The organism is Terriglobales bacterium (assembly GCA_035487355.1).
Taxonomy (GTDB): domain Bacteria; phylum Acidobacteriota; class Terriglobia; order Terriglobales; family Acidobacteriaceae; genus QIAW01.
Map to the genome: position 1 here is coordinate 95,111 of DATHMF010000093.1, position 6,602 is coordinate 101,712.

Genomic DNA, 6,602 nt, shown 5'->3' on the forward strand with positions numbered 1-6,602 from the left:
GTACCTTTTTTCCTTGGCGATCCTTCCGCCAACCCTCCAACACGCGCTCAGGAACTAGTGCGGTTTAGGCGATTTGTATTGCACTACGGCCGGCGATTCTGGACTGACGAGATAATTTCCGTCGCCGTTGTACCTAGCAGTAAAGGAGTGACGGCCGATCTTCCACTGGCTGCTGGTGAAGATGGCCTGGGTGCCGCTGAGCGGGCTGGTGCCCAGCGGAACCCCTCCATCGAAAAAGCTCACATCACCGGTGGGCGTTCCCGCGGCAGGTGGGGTGACATGCACATTGGCAGTCAACGTAATTGACTTGCGAAAGGTGAATTGCTTGGACAAGGGAGCAAGCGAGACGGTTGTGGCGCCGGCAGTGACATTGACCACGGGGCTGGTCCCGAAGGATTGCTGGAAATCATCACTTGCGGTGACGCTTTGCAATCCAACATTAAAGAAGGTAACACCGTTGTTGAAAGTATGTGTCCCGTTATCTCCACCAATAAAAAAATAATTGCCCGGCAGGGTCGCGCTCCCATCGGTGCTGGTGAAACGCACCGGATGGCCCAGCGTGGTGGTGTAGCTGGTCTGAAGGTTTTCACAGGCATCTCTGGCGCTCACGGTAATGCTAATGGGTTGGCCGACAGCCGTAGTGAGCGAAGACGGGCTGACATCGAAATGCAAAGAACCAGTGTTGATCATAATTGTGGTGCCACCGGTGACGGAGCTTGAGACCGTGTCTGTTGCCGTCAGGCTCTGCGTGCCCGTGGTTATCAACTTTGCATTGAAGGTGCCGGTACCGCTGTTGAGAGTCGCTGGAGCGGGCAGGCTCCGGCAACCATTTAGGTCGGAGCTGGTGAATTTTACGGTTCCGGCGTAGTCGGGGACATGGTTTCCAAAAGCGTCCATGGCGGTCACGGTAAAGTTAAACGGAGTGCCTGCGAAAACTGCTCCTGGGGCAGAGACTACAAATGTGGATGCGGCGGCGTGATTCACCAGAATGTCGCTACTACGGCCGTTGATGAGAGAGGTATCGTGCACGCCAATCGTCTGGACAAGCGGAGCCGGGTCCGCTGTTTTCAAAATTACGTTGAATGTATGAACACCGTTATCCAAGCCCAAGCCCGACGTGAACGGGTAATCAACCGGGAGTACGGCCTGACCGTCGGAGCTGTCGAAGTGCACTGTTCCGACGTAACCTGTAGCAATTTTCTGATAAGCATCGTAAGCGGTAACTGTAATTTGAAATGAGACACCTGCCGTGGTCGACGGGTTCCCTTCCGGCGTGAGCGGGCCTGCGCTCTGCACGGTGATACCAAAGTGCGTGGCCAGCCCCGGGGTTGAGGGTGGGAAAGTGGTTCCGTTGAGCAAAATGGAAATGTCATTCGTAGAAAAATCGGCCAGAGCAATGTCAGGTTTGCCGTCTCCGTTGAAGTCGCCTATGGCAATGTCTCGGGGAGAAGAAGCCATCTCGGATGCAGTTGTGGTGAAGGAATTAAAGCTGCCGGCAGCGTCATTCATCAGCGCGGTCACGGTACCCTCGCCGTAGTTGACCACGGCCAAGTCCAGATAACCGTCGCCGTTCAAGTCGGCAGAGGCAACGGCGATGGGCATAGGAGAACCCGTGTTGCCCACAGTAAAAGGACTTCCACTGGCGGGCGTAAAATTCCCCACACTGTCTGCCAAAAACACGCCAACAGTGTTCGTACCTGAATTCGGCACCGCGATGCCGGGGGTGGGATTCCCCTGAGAGTTGGTGAACAGGCCGGCAGTAATTCCGTGGGGGGTTAGCCCGGCATTGTAGTTGGTTGCATCCGCGAAAGAGAGCATACCTGGGCCGCTCGAAGTATTCAGGAAAATACTGATCCTGTCTCCCGTGGTACCGCCTCCTGAGTTGACCACAGCGAGGTCGGGCCTATTATCGTTGTTGAAATCGAAAGCGACCAATGAAGAGGGAGAGAGAGAATTGGTCGAGAACGGAAGCGGCGCCCCAAAGGTCCCATTGCCGTTGCCCAACAAGACTTTCACATTATTCGATGTAAATGGCGGGGTAAGGGGAGCAATCGCCACAGCCAGGTCCTTTTTTCCGTCACCATCAAAATCGGCTGCGATCACCGCTTGTGGATGAGTACCGGCGGCAAACGTAGTTCCCGCCCCGAAGGTACCATCTCCATTGCCTAGAAGGATAGTCACGCTTGCGTTTCCAACGCCATCCCCTCCGTTTGAAACTGCGAGATCGAGATTGGCGTCATTGTTGAAATCGGCGACAGCGATGGAATTGGGACTGTTAAAACCCGCAATGGGACTGCCGGCGGCGGGCGTAAAGTGCCCGAGACCATCACCCAGCAAGATGGTAACGGTGTTACTGTCTCTATTCGCTACAGCAAGATCGAGCTTGCCATCTTTGTTGAAATCTCCCGCCACCACTGCGAATGGATGCGTACCCACTGCAATGGGTGGTTGTAGCGTAAACATTGCCGGCGCAGGCAGCACGCGCACGGTCCCAATCATGTTCGAATCATGCACGGTGCAGAAATATGGAAACACGCCTGGGTTATTGAAGATACGATTAAAGCTGTGCGCGGGAGTGTTTGTAAACTCGCCTGAGTTCCAAAATGGTGTGGTCTGGCAGACCGCGCCTATACAGGTGCCTGAGGTGGTGGAGTGGGACATGTTATTGTCGCCCCAAACCCAGCTTATGGTGTCCCCTAGAGCAATGGTTGACTGGTTGCTGCAAACGCCTACGCTATCTACAAAGCTCAAACCGCCATTACAGGCATTATCCCCTACAGTAACCGTGTGGGTGGCACCTTGGCACAGGCTTAAAGACACGAAAAGAAAGGCCAGCAGGAAAACTATAAACCGCATGAACCGAGGTATTGCATTCATGCCATGGCTCTCTGACGTCTTGAACAAATCTTGCCTCATTCAAAAGAAGGCTATCGCCGTGCGATCTAATAGTGGGCCCGGGAGCTTATCTTTAAAACTTACGAATTGCGGGGAGGGTTAGGTTCTATTAAACCGATTGCAGTGAGGGAATGCAAGAAAAACAGTGGCCAGTAAGAATTTGGTCATTGGGGCATTGAATCATTGGGGATTTACGATTTGTGAAGTACGATTTACGATTTTCGTGCTCCTCGCCGCCCTCGCGCTATTTTGATCGTTTGTGCTGCGCGGTTTTGTTGGACACCGCTTGGTGTTGCAAGGCGAAGCTGAACCACAGTGAATTGACTCCGTTGTAATCCACCGGGCGTTCGGAGGAGCCGTAGCCCAGGCGCTCCACATGCAGCGTGCAATGGGCGCACGGCGATTCGTACAGGATGGCATAGCGGCCATCGTAGCGGGTTTTGAAGGTGCCCACGGTTTTCCCGGATGAATCCTTAAGCTCAATGCTGACGCGTCCAACCGGCCAGCCCTGCTCGTCGGTGATGACACCCTGGATTTTCCCCGGGATGGGACCATCGTCGGAGAAGCGCCGCCCCAACCATCCGGGACCGTGCAGCGGGCGGCCACCAAGCTGTCCGGTCACATGGCCGTGCTCCAGCGACAAAACCCCGTTGACGAATACATACTCGATGCCCTCCGAGGGCCGGTTGGGATCATCAAAGGTGGCAACATCGTGCACCGTTTCAGGATTAAAAATTGTGATGTCGGCAAAATAATCGGAGCGGAGCAGGCCACGCTTTTCCAGCTTCATGCGCAGCGCCGGCAACGAGGTGAATTTGCGGATGGCATCTTCCAGGCGCAACACATGTTCCTCACGCACATACTTACCCAGAATGCGCGGGAATGTGCCGAAGGCGCGGGGATGCGACTTGCTTTCACCCAGTGGCCCCTCGGTATTGATGGCGCCGTAGTCGTTATCCACGCTCACCCAGGGCTGTTGCATGGCCAGCTTGACGTCATCTTCACTCATCACGAAATAAATGGCGCCGGTGTTGTCGTGGTCGGCGATGACGAAGTCGAAGAGCGCATCCATGGGATCTTTATTTTCTGCGGCGGCGATCTGCGCGATGGTTTTGCCCTCATACTTCTTCAGCTCAGAATTGAGGACGGAGGTCACCAGGATTCCCTGGGGGCCGCTGGCGCCATGCCACATATTTTCCACCCCTTTGCCTGAAGGGGACTCCAATTCTTTGCGGATGGCAGCCCTCGTCGCCGGATCCTGCAGCCGCGCGATGAAGGCATCTGTACCGCCGGCGTGATAGGTGGCGGGAATGGTCGCTCCGAGAGAAGTTGCTGATGCAATATACGGATACTGATCGGCAGACACATCAATGCCCTCGGCGCGCGCCTTTTCAATAGCAGCGATCACCTGCGGCATCTTTCCCCAATTGGGACGGCCGGCACTTTTCAAATGGAAAATTTCTACGGGGATGTGGGCTTCGCGTCCGATGCGAAAGGCTTCGTTAAGGGCCTCCATCTCGGTATCGCTTTCATTGCGAATGTGGGAGGCATAAATGCCGCCGTGCTGGGCTGCGGTCTGGGCGAGCGCGATCAGTTCGTCGGTCTGAGCGTAGCTGCCGGGAGCGTAAATCAATGCGGTGGAAAGGCCCATGGCGCCATCATCCATGGCATCTTCCACCATCTGTTGCATCTGCTTGAGCTCGTCGGCGGTGGGCGGACGGTTGTCGCGCCCGATCACAACTTCGCGCAACTGGGCCGCGCCAACGTATGTACCCAGGTTAATCCCGGAACCTTGTTTTTCCAGGCGGCGGAAGTAGCTGTCGAGTCCGGTCCAATCTACGGTGAGCTTATAGTGATCGAGAAAATCCTTATCGGCCGCGATTGTGCTGTCGGTCTGTGGGCTGATGGATTCGCCCTCGCCGGTGATTTCCGTCGTAATGCCCTGAGTCAGCTTGCTGACGGCCTGCCGGTCAATCAGCAGGTTCAGCTCAGATTGGCCGAGCATATCAATGAAACCGGGCGCAACCACAAGACCGGTGGCATCAATGGTGCGCTTGGCCGTGACTTTTTCATCGGCGTGGCCGATAAAGGCGATGCGGTCGCCGATAATGCCAATGTCTGCGGAAGTCCAGGGATTGCCGCTGCCATCCATCACGCGGCCGTTGCGAATCAGAAAGTCGTATTGTGGGGCTTGCGCGAAGGCGCACGAAGAGAGAAGCAGCACAGCCAATAACAATTTCATGGATGGCCTCATGAGATGAAAAAATGTTATATCAGAATTTAACAGGGATGAGGCCCAGAAAGGACACTCTCGATCGAGGAAAAATCTCCAACGGTCCAATTAAAGCCGCAGGTGATTCCCATCTCCATCCGAGGTCCTTCGCCCAAAAACAGGGCTCAGGATGACAGATCAAAAAAAGGAATGTAGAACTACAGCTCATCGGGTCATTGAGCCACTGCCTTTCTGCGTCCCGAACCAGTTCCCGGTTTCGAATAAAATATCTTTAGAGTCATGTCTACTCCCACGAGTCCGGTTTCGCAGCTCGATGAGAGCAGCGCATCCAGCGACATCCACGAGACCACTTGCTGCATAGTAGGCGGTGGACCGGGCGGGGTGGTGCTGGCGCTGCTGCTGGCGCGGCAAGGAATCCAAGTCACGCTGCTGGAAGCACACCAAAATTTTGACCGCCAGTTTCGCGGAGATACTATTCATCCTTCGGTGATGGAAATTCTGGATGAAATTGGATTGACCCAGCGCCTGCACGAGTTCCCTCACGCCAAGGTTTACGGGCCAACCATTATGACAACCAACGGCCCCTTCACCCCATTTGACCTTCGCCGCCTCAAGACGCCATTCCCCTACATCATGCTTCTTCCGCAAACGGTTTTTCTCGAATTCCTGACCCGCGAGGCAAGCAAGTATCCCAACTTCCGCATGCGGATGGGTGCAAACGTGCAAAAGTTGATCGAAGAAGGAGAAACCATCCGCGGCGTGCGCTATATGGATGACGCCGGGTGGCATGACGTGCGTGCCGTGCTGACGGTGGGAGCAGACGGCCGCTTCTCGCAGGTGCGGCGCCTGGCAGGGATCCAGCCGGTGCAAAGCGCGCCGCAGATTGACGTGCTTTGGTTTTGCTTGCCACATTTGCCGGAAGACCCGGAGACGCCCAGCGGCCTGCTGGCTCGTATCGGCAGAGGCCGGATACTGGCGATGTTTGAGCGCGGCGACCACTGGCAAGCGGCTTACGTTTTTCCTAAAGGAGAATACCAGGAGCTGCGTGCGGCAGGACTGGAGGCAATGCACCGTTCCATTTTGGAGCTGGAGCCGCGGCTCGCTGCGCACATGCAACATCTGAACGACTGGCGCCAGTTCTCACTGCTTTCTGTGGAGGCCAGCCGCTGCAGGAAGTGGTACCGGCCGGGCCTGCTCCTGATCGGCGATGCGGCGCACGTGATGTCGCCCGTGGGCGGCGTGGGCATCAACTACGCAATCCAGGACGCGGTAGTCACAGCCAATGTGCTTGGGGAGCCGTTGAAGGCCGGCCGGGCTGAGCTGCGGGAGCTCGCCGAGGTGCAGCGCCAGCGGGAGTGGCCAACGCGGTTCATCCAGGCATTGCAATCATTGGCGCAAAAGCAGATTGGCAGGGGCGTGCGCCGCAGCGAACAGATTATGCGAATTCCATGGTATGTGCGGCTGCTCGCCCGCG

General features: G+C 56.0%; 3 protein-coding genes. 1 reads left to right on the forward strand and 2 read right to left on the reverse strand.

Going from position 1 to position 6,602, the window contains the following annotated elements; all coding sequences use genetic code 11:
- Positions 1 to 54: 54 nt before the first annotated feature.
- The gene (locus tag VK738_17375) at positions 55 to 2,877 is read right to left on the reverse strand and encodes an FG-GAP-like repeat-containing protein (GenBank protein HTD24433.1); all 2,823 of its coding nucleotides are present in this window, start codon (positions 2,875 to 2,877) and stop codon (positions 55 to 57) included.
- Between the two features lie 262 nt (positions 2,878 to 3,139).
- Positions 3,140 to 5,137: an amidohydrolase family protein gene (locus VK738_17380; protein HTD24434.1), complete on the reverse strand. Its 1,998-nt coding sequence runs from the start codon at positions 5,135 to 5,137 to the stop codon at positions 3,140 to 3,142.
- Between the two features lie 270 nt (positions 5,138 to 5,407).
- Here VK738_17380 and VK738_17385 point away from each other — a divergent pair.
- A partial coding sequence (locus VK738_17385) for an FAD-dependent oxidoreductase (GenBank protein HTD24435.1) occupies positions 5,408 to 6,602 on the forward strand: 1,195 nt, incomplete at its 3' end.

Coding starts and splice junctions, on each gene's coding strand:
- VK738_17375 (HTD24433.1), bottom strand. CDS start 2,877: ATGAATGCAATACCTCGGTTCATGCGGTTTATAGTTTTCCTGCTGGCC.
- VK738_17380 (HTD24434.1), bottom strand. CDS start 5,137: ATGAAATTGTTATTGGCTGTGCTGCTTCTCTCTTCGTGCGCCTTCGCG.